The 16,774-nt window shown below is 54.2% G+C and carries 15 protein-coding genes; 5 read left to right on the top strand and 10 right to left on the bottom strand.

Features of this window, described 5'->3' with window-relative positions:
* Positions 1-28: 28 nt before the first annotated feature.
* The 6 genes from msrB to HX448_RS08165 form a co-directional block, all read right to left on the bottom strand.
* Positions 29-442 (bottom strand): peptide-methionine (R)-S-oxide reductase MsrB, encoded by a 414-nt coding sequence (gene msrB, locus HX448_RS08190; protein WP_102331785.1) that lies wholly within the window; start codon positions 440-442, stop codon positions 29-31.
* On the bottom strand, positions 432-1,361 hold the full coding sequence (locus HX448_RS08185; RefSeq protein ID WP_162485895.1) for an NAD(P)/FAD-dependent oxidoreductase: 930 nt from the start codon (positions 1,359-1,361) through the stop codon (positions 432-434). The genes msrB and HX448_RS08185 overlap by 11 nt, the downstream gene beginning before the upstream one ends.
* On the bottom strand, positions 1,358-2,140 hold the full coding sequence (msrA, locus tag HX448_RS08180; RefSeq protein ID WP_162485894.1) for a peptide-methionine (S)-S-oxide reductase MsrA: 783 nt from the start codon (positions 2,138-2,140) through the stop codon (positions 1,358-1,360). The genes HX448_RS08185 and msrA overlap by 4 nt, the downstream gene beginning before the upstream one ends.
* Positions 2,141-2,653: 513 nt before the next feature.
* Positions 2,654-3,184: a HEAT repeat domain-containing protein gene (locus HX448_RS08175; RefSeq protein ID WP_162485893.1), complete on the bottom strand. Its 531-nt coding sequence runs from the start codon at positions 3,182-3,184 to the stop codon at positions 2,654-2,656.
* Positions 3,185-3,278: 94 nt separating this feature from the next.
* Positions 3,279-5,972, bottom strand: coding sequence for a cation-translocating P-type ATPase (locus HX448_RS08170; RefSeq protein WP_102331782.1), 2,694 nt, complete (start codon positions 5,970-5,972; stop codon positions 3,279-3,281).
* Between the two features lie 98 nt (positions 5,973-6,070).
* On the bottom strand, positions 6,071-6,865 hold the full coding sequence (locus HX448_RS08165; protein ID WP_102331781.1) for an SDR family NAD(P)-dependent oxidoreductase: 795 nt from the start codon (positions 6,863-6,865) through the stop codon (positions 6,071-6,073).
* A 132-nt stretch (positions 6,866-6,997) separates the two neighbouring features.
* Between HX448_RS08165 and HX448_RS08160 the strand changes: the two genes are divergently transcribed.
* Genes HX448_RS08160 through HX448_RS08140 form a run of 5 tightly spaced genes read left to right on the top strand, consistent with a single transcriptional unit; the run spans position 6,998 to position 10,513 of the window.
* Entirely contained in the window at positions 6,998-7,654 is a 657-nt protein-coding gene (locus HX448_RS08160; protein ID WP_102331780.1) for a TetR/AcrR family transcriptional regulator, read from the top strand.
* 3 nt (positions 7,655-7,657) lie between these two features.
* Positions 7,658-8,527, top strand: a complete 870-nt coding sequence (locus tag HX448_RS08155; protein ID WP_102331779.1) for an ABC transporter ATP-binding protein — start codon at positions 7,658-7,660, stop codon at positions 8,525-8,527.
* 7 nt (positions 8,528-8,534) lie between these two features.
* Positions 8,535-9,344 carry an ABC transporter permease gene (locus HX448_RS08150; RefSeq protein WP_102331778.1) on the top strand — a complete coding sequence of 270 codons (810 nt, stop codon included), beginning with the start codon at positions 8,535-8,537 and terminating at the stop codon, positions 9,342-9,344.
* Positions 9,345-9,353: 9 nt separating this feature from the next.
* The gene (locus tag HX448_RS08145; RefSeq protein WP_102331777.1) at positions 9,354-10,148 is read left to right on the top strand and encodes an ABC transporter permease subunit; all 795 of its coding nucleotides are present in this window, start codon (positions 9,354-9,356) and stop codon (positions 10,146-10,148) included.
* Positions 10,149-10,201: 53 nt separating this feature from the next.
* Positions 10,202-10,513 (top strand): hypothetical protein, encoded by a 312-nt coding sequence (locus HX448_RS08140; protein WP_102331776.1) that lies wholly within the window; start codon positions 10,202-10,204, stop codon positions 10,511-10,513.
* Positions 10,514-11,755: 1,242 nt separating this feature from the next.
* Here HX448_RS08140 and hpt read toward each other — a convergent pair.
* The 4 genes from hpt to ftsA all read right to left on the bottom strand — a co-directional run bounded on the left by hpt (position 11,756) and on the right by ftsA (position 16,772).
* A complete protein-coding gene (hpt, locus tag HX448_RS08135) occupies positions 11,756-13,201 on the bottom strand; it encodes a hypoxanthine phosphoribosyltransferase (RefSeq protein WP_102331775.1) in 1,446 nt (481 codons plus the stop codon).
* 901 nt (positions 13,202-14,102) lie between these two features.
* The gene (locus HX448_RS08130; RefSeq protein ID WP_162485892.1) at positions 14,103-14,279 is read right to left on the bottom strand and encodes a hypothetical protein; all 177 of its coding nucleotides are present in this window, start codon (positions 14,277-14,279) and stop codon (positions 14,103-14,105) included.
* 88 nt (positions 14,280-14,367) lie between these two features.
* Positions 14,368-15,492 (bottom strand): cell division protein FtsZ, encoded by a 1,125-nt coding sequence (gene ftsZ / locus HX448_RS08125; RefSeq protein WP_102331773.1) that lies wholly within the window; start codon positions 15,490-15,492, stop codon positions 14,368-14,370.
* A 44-nt stretch (positions 15,493-15,536) separates the two neighbouring features.
* Complete coding sequence (gene ftsA, locus HX448_RS08120; RefSeq protein ID WP_102331772.1) at positions 15,537-16,772, bottom strand: cell division protein FtsA; 1,236 nt, start codon at positions 16,770-16,772, stop codon at positions 15,537-15,539.
* Positions 16,773-16,774: the final 2 nt, after the last annotated feature.

Raw genomic sequence — 16,774 nt, 5'->3', positions numbered from 1 at the left:
TAAAGGAGAGGGGGTACTTCCCCGGCGATCAAGTACTCGGTCGCTTCTCCCCCTTAACAAACTTCAGCACCAGTCCGTTAATGCAGAACCTCTTATAGGTCGGTGGCGGCCCGTCGTTGAAGACATGCCCCAGGTGCCCCTCGCACCGGCCGCAGATCACTTCCGTAGCTTTCACAAAACCCCGATTGTCCTCTTTGAATATGACCGAATCGGGCGAGTAGGGTTCATAAAAGCTCGGCCAGCCGGTCCCCGATTCGAACTTGGTGCCGGATATGAACAACGGGTTATCGCAGGCGATGCAGTGAAACACCCCTTCCAGTTTTATTGTGAAGGCGCAGGTGCCCGCTGCCTCGGTCCCGCCTTCCCTCAAAATGTGATATTGCGCTGGGGTCAGGATCTTCTTCCATTCTTCGTTCGTTTTGATCAGCTTCTCAATGGCCATAACCGCCTCCGATTCTGTCCAGGTATTGGGATGCCGCCAGAGCCGCCTTGGCGCCTTCGCCCGCCGCTACCACGATCTGCTTGATTTCGATGTTGGTCACGTCTCCCGCGGCAAATAACCCTTCTTCTGACGTCTCGTTTCTCTCGTTGATGATGATCTCGTTCCGGTTGTTTTTCTTGACGTCGATGATCTCTGAATTGGGGATGTACCCGATTTCGATAAACACCCCGCGGACTTCGAGGTTTTTAGCTGTGCCCTTGACCTCGAATTCGATACCATTAACGAATTTGTCTCCGGTGATTTTCAGGATTTTGGCCGATGGGACGAATTCGATCTTTTCTGACACCTTAACAGCCTGGATAAGGGTTTGCTCGCCCATGAGTCCTTCGTTCTTGGATAAAAGATAGATCCTGCTGGCATACTTCACCAGTTCGAGCGCGGTGGTCAGGGCTGAATTCCCGCCGCCGACGACCGCTACGTCCTTGTTTCTGAAAAATGGCGCGTCGCAGATCACGCAGTAGGCGACGCCGTGGCCGAGGAATTCCTTCTCCCCCGGCACGCCAAGCTCCCGATGCCTCGCACCGGAAGCGACGATGACGGCTTTTGACTTGTAAAGGTTGCCTCCCGTCTTAACTTCGAACAGTCCGTCGTTTTTCCTGACCTCGAGGACCTTCTCCTTCATCGGCTGCAGGTCGTAATCGTCGAGATGGTCTTGAAGGGTGTCGGTGAAGTCGCTCCCCGAGATCATCCTGAAACCCGTGTAATTTTCGATATTGCTGGTCAGCGAAGCCTGGCCGGCCAACACCTCGTACAGCATCCAGACACACCTTTTCATCCTGGCCGCGTAGATGGCGGAGGTGATCGCGGCGGGGCCTCCCCCTACGATGATGATGTCTTTGATCTCCTGTTCGCACTTCACGATGTCACCGCCATATGCTCTTTCAAAAACTTATCGATGTCCTTTTCATCGAATCCTACCTGGAAATCTTCCCCGATCTGGATAACCGGCACCCCGAACTGCCCGGTCTTGTCGACGATCATCTCTGCCGCGTCCTCGTGCGCTGTGATGTCAACCTCGTCGAAATCGATCTTCTTCGACTTCAGGTACTCTTTGGTCATCCGGCAGTTGTTGCAGCCGGGCGTGGTGTAAACCGTGACACCCTTGGATTCTCCCCAGGTTTTCTTCAGGAATTGGTCGCGGCCGGAAAACATGCGGTACATCCCGTACTGGCCGGGATTTTTCTTGGCGTAATCCTGGTGGTATTGCTCGGCGGGGTAGAAGTTCTTGAACGGCTTTATTTCGGTCACCACCGGCTTTTTGAACTTGCCGGAGGCATCGAGCGCCTTTTTGGATGCGTCGGCTTGCTGCCTCTGCTCATCATCATGATAGAAAATAGCTGTGTGATACTGGGTTCCCTTGTCCACGAACTGTCCCTCGGAGTCGGTAGGGTCGATCTGGTGCCAGAACGTGTCCAGCAGCTTATCGTAAGATATCTTTGACGGATCATAGGTCACCTGCACCGATTCGAGGTAGCCAGTGGTGCCGGTCGATACTTCTTCGTAGGTGGGGTTTTCCTTGGTGCCGCCGGAATACCCGACGACGACATCTGTCACCCCTTCGAGTTTTCTAAACGGCGGCTGCATGCACCAGAAGCAGCCCCCCGCGAACGTCGCTTTTTTAAGATTTTCCCCAGACATTTCTCTGCCTCCGATCTCTTGTCCGCGAGTCCGATTCCCCACTCAAGATAATATTAATCCCCGTTTCCGCGACGACCAAATTCCCCCTGTCTTTGCGAGGGGGTATATCCTCTCCCACGGCCTCGCGGGAGAGGATAGGGTGAGGGCAGCAAGAGTCTATTCTGGTAAATTACTTTCCTGTCCCTCGATGGGAGAGGAAGTGATGGAGAGGGTGAAATTCCCCTAACGACTGCTCTCCCGCCTCGGAAGTGCTTCTAATACTATGTCTTTGCGAGGAGCGAAGCGACGTGGCAATCTGCGGTTAGTTCGCGTGTCCGTTCGCGGTGGCCTTGGGCTCCGCTTTTCAAAAAATATCGTATCAAAAACGACACGAAACGCTTGACAGCTATGAGAACGCAAGTGCTATAATATCTCCATGCATATTAGCACAAATGCTCGCAGCACACAAATTGCCACACCGTCGGCCTTGGTGTTTTGGAGGTGAGTCGTTTCAGTCGTTTTTCCGTGCAATACTTAACGCTTAACCTCTGCGACTTTGTTGAATTCCCGCAACTTGTCGAGGGCGGCTTCAGCAGCCACAGGCGCGGCAAGTTCGGCGACTGGCTCTTCGAGGCTCTTTAGTACTGTTTCGAGGATCTCGTTGTGCGGATCGGCTACAGAAGTTGCGTCCGTCAGGAAATGGTGGACGCCATCGCGGAACGGCAGGGACTTGCTGTTGCTGATAGTGGCTTTAAGCACCGGTATCAACGCCGGTTCACCGATCTTGATAAGATTGTCCGCCGCGGTCCACCTGATGCCATAGTCGGCGTCACCGAGGTGGCTTATCAGGGTCTTTATAGCGTCCTGCCCCCCTATGGAACCCAGGGCAGCCAGGGCTTCCCAGCGCTTCATGGTGAATCCGCTTGAAGCTGCACTGATCAGCGCAGGGACAGCCGCCTGCCCGATTTTGATCAGTTGCCGTCGGGCTTTCCGGCATTGAATCGGATCGTCACAATTGAGGAGAGCCACCAGGTTGTCTATCTTGTTTTTCTGTTCGGGTTCCATAGTATACGCCCTTTCATTGAAATTTAAATCCATTATAAGAGGCTTTTAGTTGAAGGTATTAACTATCGGGATAATATGAGGCTTCAATCTGGAGTTATTTTCGCCATTTCCCTTTTGAAAAGAGCTCGGGGAAAAACTGTTTGCGAAGCTCCTCGATCACGAAGATCGATAGTCCGGCGCCGATAATTATCAGCCAGTCCGTCAGCGAAGGCGGCGCGGTGTGAAAAGCTGCCTGCATGAAGGGTAAATACACTGCGGCAAGCTGGAGGGAGACTGCGATACCCATAGCGAACATGAACCACTTGTTTGAGAACAGCCCGATTTTCAAAACCGGCTTGTTGTCGGTGCGGGCTACGAAACCCTTGAATAGTTCGAAACTGACGATGGTGCAGAACGCCAGCGTTCGTGCCTGCTCCAGCGTTTCGTGGCGCAGTCCCCACCAGAAGATGCCGAATACCGCCACTGCCATGATAGCGGCGGTATAACCGATGCGCCAAATCATACCGGGATAAAGCAGTCCCACTTCGGGGGAACGTGGCGGCCCGTCGAGTTCATCGCCCCGGCGCGGCTCGAGAGCGAGGGGTACCGTCAGGGTGGCGTCGGTGACGACGTTGACCCAAAGGATTTGGACGGCCAATAATGGCGCCTGCCCAATGATGGCGATGGCGGCGGCCAGGGCTAGCAGTTCGCCGATATTAGATGCCAGGAGATAATAAAAGACAGCCCGCAGCCGGTTGAAAATCCCGCGGCCTTCTTCAACTGCGGCAACCACTGAGGCGAAGTTGTCGTCGGCCAGCACCATGTCGGCGGCCTCGCGTGCAACGTCGGTGCCGGATTTGCCCATGGCCACTCCGATGTCCGCTGCCTTGAGCGCCGGGGCGTCATTGACCCCGTCGCCGGTGACCGCCACCACTTCGCCCCTGGCTTTCAGGGCTTTGACGATACGTAGCTTTTGTAGCGGCTCGGTCCGGGCATAAACGGATACTTTTTCGACCGCGCGGGCGAAATCGCTTTCAGTCATCGCCGAAAGCTCGGTTCCGGTCAGGGCGTGATCGCCGTCGATGCCCACTTGACCGGCGATGGCCTTTGCTGTCGAGACGTGGTCGCCTGTAATCATCACCACCCTAATGCCGGCTCCCCTGGCCATGGCGACCGCGTCTCTAGCTTCGGCTCGCGGGGGATCGGCAATGCCGGCCAATCCGATGAACGTCAATTTATCTTCAAACGACAGGTTGTCAAAGCTCGAAACTGGCTCGGCCAGGTCAGCAGAGGCCAGTGCCAGCACCCTCAACCCGGCAGCCGCCATGGCTTCGATTTCCTGCTTGACATTTTCTCTGACTTCGTCGTCTAGTTCGAGGACTCGGCCTTCCCGCCAGATTAAATTGCACATGCCGAGTACTTTCTCGGCGGCGCCTTTCAGGTTTATTGTCTGCAGGTCATCTCCGACGGCGTTGAGTGTGGCCATATATTGGAGTTCCGACGAAAAGGGTATTTCATCGAGCCTGGGCTCAGATTTCTCCAGATCGGTTTTGACTATGCCGGCTTTGGCGGCGGCCACTAGTAGAGCTGCTTCGGTTGGATCGCCGAAGATATTGCAGCATTCCGCGCCGGTGGTAATCGATGCATCGTTAGTTAGCGCGCTCACCCGGAGAAGGTTGAGTAAGGTTTCTTCTTCCGTTATATTGAGTGTTCGCTCTCCTTCTTTGAAGTCTCCTTCCGGTCGGTATCCCTCACCAGTGACCTCGATGGTGCGTCCGTCGAAATAGAGCTTGCGCAGCGTCATCTGGTTAATGGTAAGGGTGCCTGTCTTGTCGGAGCAGATGACCGTGGCCGAGCCGAGTGTTTCCACGGCGACCAGTCTGCGGATAATGGCGTGTCTGGCGGCCATGATGCGCATTCCAATGGCCAGGACGACCGTGACCACCGCCGGCAGCCCTTCCGGAATGGCTGAGACGGCGGCGGCTATCGCAAAGAGGACCATATCGGTTAATCCAAGTCCTCGGATTAAACCGACGGCTAGGATCAAAACGCAAACACCGAGGAGAATGAATACTAGGCTCTTGGATAGGCGGTCGATGTTTTTCTGCAGCGGCGTCTTTTCTTGTGGTATTTCTTCCAGGCTGCCGGCGATCCGCCCGAGTTCAGTCGCCATGCCCGTAGCAACTACCACGGCTTCACCCTGGCCCTGGGTTACTGAGGTTCCCTGGAAGACCACGTCCGCTTGGTCGGCCATCGTTGTCTCATCGGGAACCTGATGCAGGCCCTTTTCAACCGGTTCGGATTCGCCGGTCAGGGCGGACTCATTGGTCTCGAGCCCGGTTATCTGGATCAGCCGGGCGTCGGCTGGAACCCGGTCGCCGGCTGCTAGGATGATTATGTCTCCAGGCACAAGTTCACGGGCGGGAATATCGTGCAGCCGCCCCCCGCGCCTAACAGTAGCCTTGGGTGCCGTCATTTCCTTAAGCGATGCCATCGCCTTTTCAGCCCGGGTCTCCTGGATATAACCGATTGCGGCGTTGATCAGAAGAACGCCGAAGATGGTAAGTGTGTCTACGGCGTGCCCGGTGAATATCGAAACGGCTGCCGCGACAAAAAGGACGTAAACCAGGGGGTTGGCGAATTGGGACAGGAAGACCAACAAAGGCGGTTTGCCTGGCTTTTCTTCGAGCGCGTTTGGACCGTACTGTAGTTGCCGCTTTTTGACAACTTCATCGTTTAACCCGGATGCAGTTGCCTCAAGCTTTTCGAGAGCTTCATTGGGGGATAGTGAGTGCCAGGACTCGGTCATAATGGAATAATTCTAACACGATAAAAACCGAAGTTTTCAGTTTGAGACGACAAACGCGCCTGCTTTTTAACAGGCGCGTTTAGATCAGGATGCTTTGACTAGCCTACCAGGTAGCCTCCGTCAGCGACCACGACACTGCCGGTCATATAGTCCGCTGCCTCGGATGCCAGGAATAGAGCCACCCGGCCTATGTCGTCCGGCGTCCCTTGCCTGCCCATAGGGATCGTTGCCAAAAACGCTTTGGTGACGGCGTCAATTTGTTCCTTGCTCATTCCGGACAAGCCGCCGGAAGCGCCGGGCGTCACGATCGCTCCGGGGGCGATGGCGTTGACGTTAATGCCCTTTCCCGCCAGGTCCTTGGCGAGTGCCTTGGTCAGCATGACCACTCCGCCCTTCGAAGCGTCATACGACAATAAGTTGCCGGTAGGGTGGAAGCCATCCACTGAGGCGATATTGACGATTTTGCCGCCGTGACCTTTGGCAATCATCGCCCTAGCTGCCGCCTGGGTGAAGAACATGATTCCTTTCAAGTTGATGTCGATGGTTTTGTCCCAGATGCCCTCGGTCATTGACTCGGTCGAGGCGAAAGGGTAGATGCCGGCGTTATTGACGAGGATGTCGAGGTCGCCGAAAGCCTCGATCGCTTCCTGGACCGTGCGTTCGGCGTCAGCCACTTTACTCGTGTCGGATTTGACGGCGACGGCTTTGAAATGAGTTTTCTTCATCTCGGCAACGGTCGCCTGGGCTGATTCGAGGTTAATGTCGGAGACGACGATGCTGGCTCCGGCTTCGGCCAGACGTAAAGCGATGCCTTTGCCGATACCCTGGGCGCCGCCGGTAACGATGGCGACCTTGCCCGATAGATCGAAGAGTTCCTTGATCGATTTGTCCATGTTCCATCCTCCCGTATCAAGACTATCCGGTACTAAAACCGGTACTAGTACCGAGTATAAACCCGTTTGGTTTGCATGTCAATAACATGATACCGCTGTTTTTATTGATATTATATTGTATAATTGTAGTAAATGACTCTAAAACTACATAATGAACGGGGACGGGGCGGAAAGCGGCAGGTGATCATCGAGACCACGGTCGAACTGTTCCGCAAGACCCACGACGTCCGCAAGGTCTCGGTAGAGGACATCGCAGCCGCTGCGAGAGTCTCGCCCACTACTGTCTATAATCAATTCGGCAACCGGGAGGCTCTGGTGCTCGCGGCTGCCAAATCCGTCATTACCAGAATCGGACGAATGGCTGAGGGCTTCATCAAATCTGACCTGCCCTTCGACCAAAAGATTGCCAGCATTGTCAGTGGGAAAATATCCATCGCTTCCGCAGCCTCGGACGAAGTGATTGCCAAGATCCTCAGTCAGGACCCAGATATCGCGCCTTTCATCGAGGAAATGTTCCGAAGTGTAGCCTGGCCGATGTGGCGTGACTTCCTGGCTGAGGGCAAAGCTCAGGGATTTATCGACGAATCGCTCGACACTGAGGTCTTCCTGGAATACCTCGACATTTTAAGGGCGGGGTTCGCCGCCAGGAAGGGACTAATCCGGGACTGGATGCAGAATGCTGAAAAAATTAAACAGATGACCCGGCTGACGTTTTACGGCTTTATGAAGAAGGAAATCGACCTGTTCGGTTCTGAGCCCAACCTGCCTGTCAATGCGAATAAGGAGTAGACGATGAGTGTCATCGAAGTCAACCACCTGACCAAGTACTACGGCAAAGCCCGGGGCATCAACGACGTTTCTTTCAAGGTCGAAGATGGTGAGATCTTTGGTTTCATCGGGCCAAACGGCGCCGGCAAATCCACAACTATCCGCCTGCTGCTGTCGTTGATCTATCCGACGAGCGGCGATGCCACGATCTTCGGCAAGGACTGCATCAAGTACGGCCCAGAGATCAGGAAAGACATCGGCTACCTCCCCTCAGAGGTTTTCTACTACGACCGGATGAAGGTCAAGGACCTGCTCAATTATTCGGCCAGTTTCTATCCTGGCGATCACACGGCGCGGATGCACGAGCTTTCCGAACTGATGGAACTTGAACTCGAGCGGAAAATCGAAGACTTGTCCTATGGCAACAGGAAGAAGGTAGGCATTGTCCAGGGTCTGCTCCATCGCCCGAAGTTGCTGTTCCTCGACGAACCGACTTCGGGTCTCGATCCGCTGATGCAGCGCAAATTCTTCGATCTAATCCGTGACGAAAATAAAAAAGGGGTAACGGTCTTCTTCTCCTCCCACATCCTGGGGGAGGTGCAGCGATTGTGCAATAGGGTTGCCATTATCAAGGAGGGGCGCATCATTGAGATAGATGACATCCGCAACCTCCAAAAAGACAATTACAAGAAAGTTCAGGTGACCGGCGAGATTGACGCCTCTTGCTTCGACTTCCCCGGCGTCACCAGCCTGGAGCATATGGACGGCCTGGTGCGGTTCCTGTACAAGGGCGATATCAACGTCGTAATGCGCAAGATCGCCGAGAAAACGGTCTCCGATGTCACCATCGAGGAGCCGACGCTCGAAGAGATCTTCATGCATTACTACGAGTAGGTGAAATATGGCTTCGAATGTTTTTTTGCACGAATTCCGGATGAAACTCAAATCGGCTGTCGGCTGGTCTATAGCCGTCGCTGCCATAATCTTCACTTTTTCGGCTATGTTTTCGACCATATCCAGCCAGATAGGTTCGGTCAATGATTTCCTTAATAATTTCCCCAAGGAACTGCTCATCGCCTTCGGCCTGAATGGGGTCGATCTCTCGACTATCTTGGGTTTTTATAGTTTCATGTTCCTGTTCGCCCAATTACTCCTGGCTATCCAGGCGGCGAGTTACGGTTTCGGACTGGTATCGGTGGAAGAGGCTGAATGGACCGCCGATTTCCTGCTGACCAAGCCGGTTAAACGAGACCGGATACTCTCCAGTAAACTCCTGGCCGCGTTTGCCTGCCTGACCATCACCAATGCCGTTACCTGGGTTACGAGTTTCGTCTTCCTCAATCTATTCAAAGGCAGCCATTCGTTCGATGCCGGGACTCTTTTACTCCTTTTGTCCAGCATCTTCATCTTCCAGCTTTTCTTCCTCGGGGTGGGATTAGGTATTTCCCTACTGGTGAAGAGGATCCGCAGCGTCATCACCTATGCCCTGGCGCTTGGCTTTGGCATGTACGTTCTGGCCGCCTTTGGCAACCTCTTGGGCACCAGTGTCCTGGAAAAGATCAGCCCGTTCAAGCATTTCGACCCGGTGTATATCATTGGTCACAGTTCATTTGACACAGCCTTGGCCCTGGTCAGTGTCGTTGTGGTGGTCGTTTCGATCGCCACCGGATATCGGTTGTATATCCGCCGTGACATACCGGCGGTGGCTTAGGGAGCGCAGATGAACATATTTTTCCGTGAACTTAAAGCCAATTTCCGATCCCTCCTCATTTGGGGGGGCGTGGTGATTTTGTTCGTTATCGTCGGCGTATCTAAGTTCTCGGCCTACTACAACAACCCCGATCTGCTGGACACGTTGAACAGCCTGCCGCAGCAGGTGCTTACCATATTAAACCTGCAGGCTTTCAACCTGACCACTATTTCAGGCTTCTACGGCATCATGTTCATTTATTTTGCCTTACTCCTGTCAATCGCCGCCGCCATGTGGGGCGCGGATATCATCGCCAAGGAACAGCGGGATAAGACTGTCGAGTTCTCGTTGACCTTGCCGGTGACCCGTAATAAAGTGGTTACCTCCAAGACCCTGACTGCGCTCGTCAACTGCGTCCTGCTTTTGCTCATTACCTGGGGCACCTCTATCGCGGCGTCCGGCAGTTACCAGCCTGACAGTAGATTTTACCGTTTCCTGGGGCTCAGCATGTTAGCCTTGTTTCTGTTACAGCTCGTATTCCTTTCGATCGGCGTTTTTATCGGCACCGCTCTAAAGCGTTACAAGATGGCCAGCTCCACCGCCTTGTTCGTATTACTGGGGACTTATTTCCTCTCCGTCGTGGTCACCCTGAACAGCAGCCTGGATTTCTTGAAATACCTGACGCCGTTCAAATACTTCGATCCGGCGGAGTTGCTGCATCAATCGAAATTCGAGCCTGTCTTCATTGGCCTTTCGCTGTTAATTATGGTGGTGTCTGTCATCGGAGCCCGGATCGCCTATAACCGGAGGGACCTGTACATTTAGCCGAAGCGAGTTTACGTTGACTTGAGGCCCGGGAGCGGCTAGGATTTGAGCCGATGTCGTTCCTGCCGACAACAAATATCGGTAAATGGTCAGTCTGGCTGATTGTCGCGTTCTTCGTGCTGGTGATTATCGGCCGGGCGCTGTCGGCCATGGAACAAGGAGGGCAGGAGATCGCCGTTACCTCGGGGCTTCCAGTCGTCGCCTCGATTTCGGCGATGGCGGCAGGTGTTGCGTCCTTCGTCACCGGCATGATCGGCCTAATCAAATTCAGGGAGCGGGCGCTGACGGTCTTCCTTTCGGTGATAGCCAGTGGCGTTCTGATCCTGATGACAATTTCGATGTTCATAGTAGGTTCGTTTCAATGACACCCGTAATAAAAAGTCGAGTCAACTCATGCGTCTTGGATTTTTAGAATTCGTCCTCATCGTTATCGTCTTGTTGTCGATCCTCGTTATATGGCGCTGGATGCGGCAGGGCGGCACTGAAGAGACTGACGATAACTCACCGCCATCGTTCCTGCAAAAGATCGGGACCGTAGGAATTCTGCTGGTGGTGGGGGGGTTTGGGACTGATCCTGGTAGGCTACATCATCCTGATCGGTCTCGCCAAAATGTTCATCTGGGCGGTTGCCATCCTCGTGCTCGGACTCGCATTCCTGGTCCTGTCAAGACGATGATCTCCTTTCTAAATTGAGATCCCTTACCGACGACTGAAATCATCCGAACCTGAACCGATGTTCGGTGAAAATATTTTTAAACTGTGAAACAAGCAAGTAAGGAATAGTCCATGTATTGAAACAGCGATCTCTTTGGTTCTATTCTGCTCTCAATGACTTTGACGCCGGTTATATCGGTGTGAAATCATAGTAGATGTCCCAGGTAACCAATGCAGTGGGAATGGCCATCAGGCAATGACCTGATCGGGCAACTGGAAGGAAAACTTAACAACCCCAAGGTTCGTCCTGGAAGAGTTTAAGAAAACCTTCGCAGATCCCTTTCAGAGAGTCTGGAGGATTCCATCCCGGGGGCAAAGGCTACCTGGGATCCCTTTTTATTACCAAATTCGAAATACGAATTTCGAAATCCGAATATCCCATCCGACCCGCCCGACTTCAACCCTCGCCGTTTCAGGTTTATGATATTATTCCTTGAGCTTTGTATCGGGGCTCGTCCCTCGTTGAACAATGGGGATCATCCTCCGAGTTTCATTTGACCCCCGCGTTGCTTTAGTGCGAGAAATCACGATCAACCGGATAATCGCGAGCAATGAGTAGATAGCCTGGAGCGATCCAATATGACTGATGGCCGTATGATCCCATCCATCGCTTTGACTTCACTATACCGCGCGTGCCATCATATTAATGTCCCAGGTAACCAATGCAATGGGAGGATCTCCAGAGCGTTGACTTGGTGGGATACCTGAAAGGGAAACTTAATCAACCCAAGGTTCGTCCTGGGAGCGTTATTGAAAACTTTGCAGGTCCTATCAGGGAGTTCTGAAGAAATCTGACCCGGGGGCAGAGGCTACCTGGGATCCCTATTTTTAACCAAATTCGAAATACGGAAATCCGAAATCCCGCCCTCGTCCCTCACCTTTCTTCTTTTTGATTATGTCTCTTTGGTTTTTGTTTCGGGTTTCGTGTTTGGCGCTTCGGATTTCTCTTTTTCTGGGCCCTTTATCTGCGGGACGGCGATAAACGGCAGGTTGCGATATTCCTCGTGATAGTCGAGCCCGTAGCCGATCACAAACTCATCCGGCACGTTGAAACCGATATAGTCGAGTTTGATGTTGACCAGGCGACGCGCTTTGCGGTCGAGAAGGGTACAGACCGCCAAGCTTGCCGGTTGCTTTTCAGTCAGATAATTCAGGATGTAGTTCAGCGTGATACCGGTGTCGACAATGTCCTCGACCAGAAGGATGTGGCGCCCGGCAAGCGGCAAGTCGGCCTCCTTGGTGATTTTTACGGCCGGTTCCTTGGCGCCGCTATAGTACGATATAGCGATGAAATCGAGGTCCATCGGCACCGTGATCTGGCGGATGAGATCGGCCATAAAGCACAGGAAACCGCGCTGCACGCCGAGAAGCACCGGGCGCCTGCCGGCGTAGTCCGCTGAGATTTTACCGGCGATGTCCTTTACCCGCTGGTTGATATCCGCCGCTGAATAAAGAATCCGGCTGACGCCATGAGCCCGGGACTCTGCGAGGGGACCGGCGCCGTATTTTGCCAGCAGTTTTTCGTAGTCGTTCTTGTAGAGTAAGGTGATCTTTATCTCGGGATATTGGGCTTTGAGTGCCTTCAGCTTGCGGTTCTTCTGGGTGACGAGCGACTGTTTCATCGTGGTCAACTCGACATAAAGATCGAGGCTCGGCAGGTAGAAGTCCGGGGTGAACAGTTCCGGTGTGCCTTTGGTTTTATGCCCGATAGGGAAAGACCGCGGTTCATAGACCCATGGTACATTATAAAAATCGAGGATACGTGCAAATTCCTCTTCGCTGGCATGGTTAAATTTGACCATTCGCGATGGTTTTGCGGATGCGGTTGGAATCTCGCCTTTGACCTCGATCGTCTGTCGGGAAAGCACGATCCCTACCAGTTGAGCCAGGGCTTTGACGAAGCTGGTATCCTGTAAAGTGATCAATTGGGTTTTCTTGAAATAGATCCTTAAAGCCCCTATCTGGTGCCCGTCCTGTGAGATGGGGACCCCGAAGATGGAAACGATACCCGCTTTGATCGCCGCCGCGGGATATTGCACGCGGCTGTCAGTGGCCGCGTTTTCAATAAAGACAGGTGCGTTGGAAGTCGTCTCGTTCAGGCTTTTGCCGACGTCGATGATGCCCTTCTGAACGAAGGTCGGGGGCAGGCGCCAATGGGCGGTCTGGATAAGATGGCTTCCTGTGGCATCGAGGAGCCCGATGGCGGCGCCGGTGTCGAAAGAGCGTGAAGCGATGCGCACGATCGCCTCTAGCTTGTCTTTCAGCGACGCGGCGGTTCCGGCCGCGGTTATCGCCTGGCGCAGCGCTTTGCAGTAGAGGTGGTCCTTGTTCTGAGGCATGACATCTATATCATAGCCCAAAACGACGGAAATCTTCGAGGGGTGGATCGGGGTTTTTCTAGGGTCAGGTTTTTAACCTGACCGCCCGGTTCGTTCCACGTCGTAATTTCTCTTCGTTATTCCGCCGAAGACAGGCAATCCATTCCGCCCCTCACCGTCGTTGCGAGGAGTTCTGTCTGGGGGGAAGGATGACGAAGTAATTTTGGGTTGGTATTCTTGGTGGAGGCTCAATCACTTCCCTTTTACAAAACTCGATCCTGAAATACTGTTATTGCCCGGAACCTCGAGGTACGTTGATTCAGTCCAAATATATTTTTTCAAAAATGGCATCAAAAACGACACGAAACGCTTGACAACCTCAAGGAACACTCGTGCTATAATACCCATATGAATGAAAACAGAACACTTGTATCGGGTGATCAAGCTGATACTTCTATTCCACCCCAAATCCCGGCTACACGAGAGAAAGCGTGTCGCGATTGCCAGCCATCCGATTCGTTTCATTCGTTTTCGTGCCTTTCACTGGCAGGGTCGGAACGCGAGGCACAAAACGCTAGGTGCGCGATGCAAGACGCACAACGTCAACAAACGCCTAACACACGACTCGAAACAGGCATACTTCGCCAACGGGCGTTCAATGAATGGATGCAAAAACACTATGGTGATGGCTTCGCTTTCTAAAACGAAGCGTACGTTCAATCTGAAGCTGGTACAAGCTGAATCGTTTTTGAATAAAAGTTTTTCATTTATTGCAAAAACAAATATACCCCGCAGGTTGCTTAAGCGAATTGGAAGGCGAAATCACACCAAAAGGATTAATAGAGAACGATCGGACGTCTGAATAAACACCCCCGCCACGATTTGGAATTAGGGATAAGGCTTTTCGGACGATTGTGAACCGTTACCTCGAAGCAGTGACCGTTTTGAGAAGTTCCTTGGGTGCGGTTCCAGTTTTCAACTGGACAAGCGCGGTTTTTTTGATCGCACTTTGATGGATGTAGCAGTCGGAGCAGAAGCCTTCCTGGCAAATTTGAAATTGGTAGAGGCAGACACAGCCTTTATGGTTTTCAACTTGCATCTAAATTCTTCTCCCTTTTTAGCGAAACAGGCGGCATCCCGGTGAAGGGATGCCGCCTGTATTCAATACTCGGATCGGAGCTTGGGGACTACCGCCAGGTGCTGCGGGTCGGAGGCCGGTTAGATTTGGAGGGTTCCGGGGCCGGCTGGCGGCTTTGGGAGAACAGTGGGCGGCGCAGGAAGGAAGGCACGTCAAGCTCTTCCTCGTTCTTGATGCCACGAAGCTTGGCGGTCAATTCGTCATCCCCCTCGCCGTCTTCTGTGGCGACGTTGAAACCGGTGGCGATGAGGGTGATGTGAACATCATTGCCCATGTTGGTGTTGGAGCCGACGCCGAAGATGATGTTGGCGTCAGGATCGACTGCTTTGCGGATGACCTCAGCGGCTTCGTTGACTTCATACAGGGACAGGTCGGACGGGCCGACGACGTTGAACAGGACGCCGCGGGCTCCGCCGACGGATACGTCCAGGAGCGGAGAAGCCAGGGCTTCCCGAGCGGCGTCGATGGCGCGGTTCTTACCGGCGCCGCGGCCGATGCTCATCCAGGCGGGCCCGGCGTCCTTCATAACGGCTTTGACATCGGCGAAGTCCAGGTTGATCGTGCCCGGGACGGTAATGACTTCGGAGATAGCCTTGACGCCCTGCTGCAGGACGTTGTCGGCCATTCTGAAGGCGGTATCGACGCCGGTCTTGGCGTCGCAGAGTTCCAGTAGGCGGTCGTTGGGGATGATGATCAGGGTATCGACCTTGCCGAGCAGCTTGGAGATGCCTTCCTTGGCGGTCTTCATACGATGGGAACCTTCAAAACCGAAGGGCTTGGTGACAACCGCGATGGTGAGGGCGCCGCTCTTCTTGGCTTCCTCGGCTACGATGGGAGCGGAGCCTGTGCCGGTGCCGCCGCCCATGCCGGCGGTGACGAAGACCATGTCGGAACCGCTGACCAGTTCGCGGATGTCATCGCGGGACTCTTCCGCGGCTTTCTGGCCCATGGTGTGGTCGCCGCCGGCGCCCAAACCGCGGGTGACGCGCTCGCCGAGCTGGACGCGGACAGGGGCTTCGGTGATCGCCAGAGCCTGGGCATCGGTGTTGAGGGCGATGAACTCAACGCCCTGGATTTCCTCACGGACCATGCGGGTTACGGCATTGCAACCGCCGCCACCGCAGCCAAAGACCTTGATTCTTGCGGGATTGGGCAGGTAACTCGTCTTAGCCATATTCTTTTTCTCTCCTCTTTATTTCCGTCTCATTTAATTTTAATTTAGCTGTTTTTGGTCGGGGCGGCCGGACTGCCGAATTTGAACTTGGCCAGAAGGCCTTTTACTCGATCGAAGAAGGCGAAGGGATTCCAACTCTTGGCTTTGGGCTGGTTCTTGGCGCCCCAGAGCAGCAGGCCGACGCCGGTGGCGTAGGCGGGATCTCTCAGGGCATCAGTCAGGCCGTAGATGTTACCCGGCATACCGACCCTGACCGGCAGGCGGGTGAGATCGCGGCCCAGAGTTTCCAGTCCGGCGATATTAGAGGAACCGCCGGTGAAGACGATGCCCGCGGGCACGATACTCTCGTAGTCCTGGCCGGGCAGCTCAAGCAGGACGAGCCTGGTGATCTCCTCGATCCGGGCGCGAAGAATATCGCACAGGTCCTGGTAGCTGATGCCGTGGCCGTCCTCGGAGATGGGGTTCTGTTCCATCCGGCTCTCATAGACCGGCATTACCGAACCGTAGCGCTTCTTCATCTCTTCGGCCACATCGAAGGGCAGGCCGAGGCCTATGGCCACATCGCGGGTGAGCTGGTATCCGGCAACGGGGAGAATGGCGGTGTGCCAGATAGAACCATCCTTGAAGATGCAGACGTCGGTGGTGCCGCCGCCGACATCAGCCAGCACGACGCCGACCTGTTTCTCGTCTTCGGTCAACACCGCCTCGCTGGAGGCCAGGGGTTCGAGGACCAGGTCATCGATCTCGATGCCCAGCCCGCGGATGCACTTGACCAGGTTCTGCACAGACGCAGAAGCGGCGGTGATGACATGGGTCTCGACGTCCAATCTGAAGCCATGCATGCCGACCGGGTTCCTGACGCCGACCTGGCCGTCGATGGCGTAATTGCGCGGGATAACGTGGAGCAGTTTTCGATCGTTGGGGACTTTGATAGATTGAGCGCTGTTCAAGACACGCTTGAGATCGTCCGGGCGGACCAAACGGTCGCCCCTAGTGATGGATACTACACCCTTGTTGTTTACCGAACTGACATGGCGGCCGGTGACGCCGACATAGGCGGATTCGACCTTGTAATTGGCGGCCTGTTCCGCTTTTCTGATGGACTCGCGGATAGATGCGGCGGCGTCGTTGATGTTGACCACCAGCCCTTTGTGCAGGCCGTGGGACGGGTTGATACCTACCCCTATAACCTGGGTGGCCCCGCTTTCAGTGATTTCAGCGATGGCGGTACAGATCTTGGTGGTACCGACATCGATAGCCGTGACGACCCTACGTTTCATTT

The organism is Dehalogenimonas etheniformans (assembly GCF_014672715.2).
GTDB lineage: Bacteria > Chloroflexota > Dehalococcoidia > Dehalococcoidales > Dehalococcoidaceae > Dehalogenimonas > Dehalogenimonas etheniformans.
This window is presented reverse-complemented; position numbering and strand designations above follow the sequence as displayed.

Bases quoted from the DNA above. Each gene is read 5' to 3' on its own strand.
- HX448_RS08150 (WP_102331778.1), top strand. From the start codon at position 8,535: ATGGCTTCGAATGTTTTTTTGCACGAATTCCGGATGAAACTCAAATCG.
- HX448_RS08165 (WP_102331781.1), bottom strand. From the start codon at position 6,865: ATGGACAAATCGATCAAGGAACTCTTCGATCTATCGGGCAAGGTCGCC.
- HX448_RS08130 (WP_162485892.1), bottom strand. From the start codon at position 14,279: ATGCAAGTTGAAAACCATAAAGGCTGTGTCTGCCTCTACCAATTTCAA.
- hpt (WP_102331775.1), bottom strand. From the start codon at position 13,201: ATGCCTCAGAACAAGGACCACCTCTACTGCAAAGCGCTGCGCCAGGCG.
- HX448_RS08175 (WP_162485893.1), bottom strand. From the start codon at position 3,184: ATGGAACCCGAACAGAAAAACAAGATAGACAACCTGGTGGCTCTCCTC.
- ftsZ (WP_102331773.1), bottom strand. From the start codon at position 15,492: ATGGCTAAGACGAGTTACCTGCCCAATCCCGCAAGAATCAAGGTCTTT.
- HX448_RS08155 (WP_102331779.1), top strand. From the start codon at position 7,658: ATGAGTGTCATCGAAGTCAACCACCTGACCAAGTACTACGGCAAAGCC.
- msrA (WP_162485894.1), bottom strand. From the start codon at position 2,140: ATGTCTGGGGAAAATCTTAAAAAAGCGACGTTCGCGGGGGGCTGCTTC.
- HX448_RS08160 (WP_102331780.1), top strand. From the start codon at position 6,998: ATGACTCTAAAACTACATAATGAACGGGGACGGGGCGGAAAGCGGCAG.
- HX448_RS08140 (WP_102331776.1), top strand. From the start codon at position 10,202: ATGTCGTTCCTGCCGACAACAAATATCGGTAAATGGTCAGTCTGGCTG.
- HX448_RS08145 (WP_102331777.1), top strand. From the start codon at position 9,354: ATGAACATATTTTTCCGTGAACTTAAAGCCAATTTCCGATCCCTCCTC.
- HX448_RS08170 (WP_102331782.1), bottom strand. From the start codon at position 5,972: ATGACCGAGTCCTGGCACTCACTATCCCCCAATGAAGCTCTCGAAAAG.
- ftsA (WP_102331772.1), bottom strand. From the start codon at position 16,772: ATGAAACGTAGGGTCGTCACGGCTATCGATGTCGGTACCACCAAGATC.
- msrB (WP_102331785.1), bottom strand. From the start codon at position 442: ATGGCCATTGAGAAGCTGATCAAAACGAACGAAGAATGGAAGAAGATC.